Raw genomic sequence first — 2222 nt, 5'->3', positions numbered from 1 at the left:
GGCCTTCCTGTTCCTCATCGTTCTCTTCGTCTCCCGCTTCGGCCGCATGCGCCTGGGTGTGGAGGGCGAGGAGCCGGCATTCCGAACCTTGTCCTGGTTTGCGATGCTCTTCGCCGGTGGCCTCGGCTCCGTGCTGATGTTCTACGGTGTGGCCGAGCCGATGAACCACGTCGTCAACGTGCCCATGCAGGACGCAGAACCGATGAGTACAGAGGCGATCGGCGAGGCCATGGGCTTTACCCTGTATCACTTCGGCCTGCACATGTGGGTTATCTTCGCCCTGCCGGGTCTTGCTCTGGGCTACTTCATCTACAAGCGCCACCTACCACCACGCGTATCTAGTATTTTCGCGCCCATCCTCGGCGCCAGCATTTACTCGTGGCCCGGAAAGCTTATTGACGCCCTGTCTATCATCGGCACCGTTTTCGGCATTGCGGTTTCGGTCGGCCTCGGCACGCTGCAGATCAACTCTGGCCTGGCCAAGGTGTTTGGTGCGGAGACCGTCGCGTGGGTGCAGATCAGCATCCTTGTCGTCATCGTGGCGGCATCGTCCATCTCGGTATCCACGGGACTATCTAAGGGCATTAAGTGGCTGTCCAACATCAACATCCTCGCCGCAACTTTGCTGATGGTGTTCGTGCTGCTGACCGGCCCTACGCTCCTGTTGCTGCGCGGCACGATGGATGCCACCAGTCTGTACGCGGAGTACCTGCCGAAGATCATGTTCTGGTCCGACTCACAGCAGGTAAACCCCGGCTGGCAGGGTAAGTGGACGGTCTTCTACTGGGCGTGGACGATCTGTTGGTCGCCTTTCGTTGGCATGTTCGTTGCCCGCATTTCCCGCGGCCGTACCGTCCGCGAGTTCATCGGTGGCGTGCTGCTGCTGCCGACCGCATTCACCATCTTGTGGTTCTCCGTCTTTGGCTACGCCGGCCTGGACATCGAAAAGAAGGAACCTGGCGTGCTGACCCAGCCGATCGTGGAAGAAGGCGATCCCGCCACAGCACTGTTCACCTTCTTGGAGCACTTCCCGTGGACCATGGCCATCAGCATCCTGGCGCTATTCGTTATCGCCATCTTCTTTGTCACCTCCATCGACTCTGCCGCGCTGATCACCGACATGTTCGCCGCCGGTGAGGAGGGCAAGACCCCGCTGATGTACCGCCTGCTGTGGTGCATCATGATCGGCGCGGTCGCCGGCTCCATCCTGATCATGGCTCCAGATTCCGGCATCGACGCGCTGCAGCAAACCGTGATCATCATTGGCTTCCCGTTCGTGCTGTTCAACTTCGTCATGATGTTCTCCCTTGTGAAGGGCATGAACGACGACTCTGCGGCGCGTCCCGAGCCGCCGAGTCGCCAGTGGGGCAAGACCGACTCCGCGGAGAAGCTGGCCGAGCACGAGGCTCGCCCGGCACCTGGCTATGACAACGAGGGTAAGGAGCACGCGCGTTTTGAGTACGACGCGGAAGGCAACCTCGTTATCCCCGGCAACGTGCGCATCGAGGGCGACCTGGGAATCGTCGGCGACGTGGACAATGAGGCAGAAATCGCCCCTGCGCGCCCGATGTACGACCAGGAGGGCGAACTGATTACGGACGAGCCGACTGAGCCCGAAAGCTCGGCGGACGATGAGGGCGTCAATAAGGAATAGATCAGGAAAAGCGTTAAGCACAATCGCACCTACAACATCGGTAGGCTGGATCTAGTACGAATAAACCTATAAAAAAGGAGTGACCATGGTTCAGCGTGTAGGTGTTATCGGTGCAGGTCTGATGGGATCCGGCATCGCAGAGGTCGCAGCCAAGGCAGGCAGCGACGTGCTGGTTTGGGAAGCCAAGCAGGAGTTCGCCGATGCGGGTAAGGTTCGCATCGAGAAGTCCCTGGAGAAGGCCGTCAGCCGCGGCAAGCTGTCCGAGGAGGACCGCGACGCAGCGCTTGGTCGCCTGACCTTCACCACCAAGCTCGAGGACTTCGCGGACCGCGAGCTGGTCATGGAGGCCATCATCGAGAACGAGGACATCAAGAAGGACGTCTTCGCCAAGCTGGATGAGATCGTCGAGGACAAGAAGGCACCGCTGTGCTCCAACACGTCCTCCCTGCCGATTCAGACCATCGCCAGCGCCACCAAGAACCCGGGCCGCGTGCTGGGTCTGCACTTCTTCAACCCCGTTCCGGTTCTGCCGCTGGTGGAGGTCATCCCGGCGCTGACCACCGACGAG

2 protein-coding genes are annotated in these 2222 nt (G+C 60.4%); both read left to right on the top strand.

Going from position 1 to position 2222, the window contains the following annotated elements; genetic code table 11:
- The coding region (locus Q0331_RS04465; protein ID WP_298075239.1) for a BCCT family transporter at nt 1–1654 on the top strand (1654 nt) is incomplete at its 5' end.
- An 85-nt stretch (nt 1655–1739) separates the two neighbouring features.
- The coding region (locus tag Q0331_RS04460; protein WP_298075237.1) for a 3-hydroxyacyl-CoA dehydrogenase NAD-binding domain-containing protein at nt 1740–2222 on the top strand (483 nt) is incomplete at its 3' end.

Origin of the sequence: uncultured Corynebacterium sp. (assembly GCF_937999985.1) — a bacterium.
GTDB lineage: Bacteria > Actinomycetota > Actinomycetes > Mycobacteriales > Mycobacteriaceae > Corynebacterium.
Note: the sequence above shows the minus strand (reverse complement) of the source record. Positions and strands in the feature narration are given on the sequence as shown.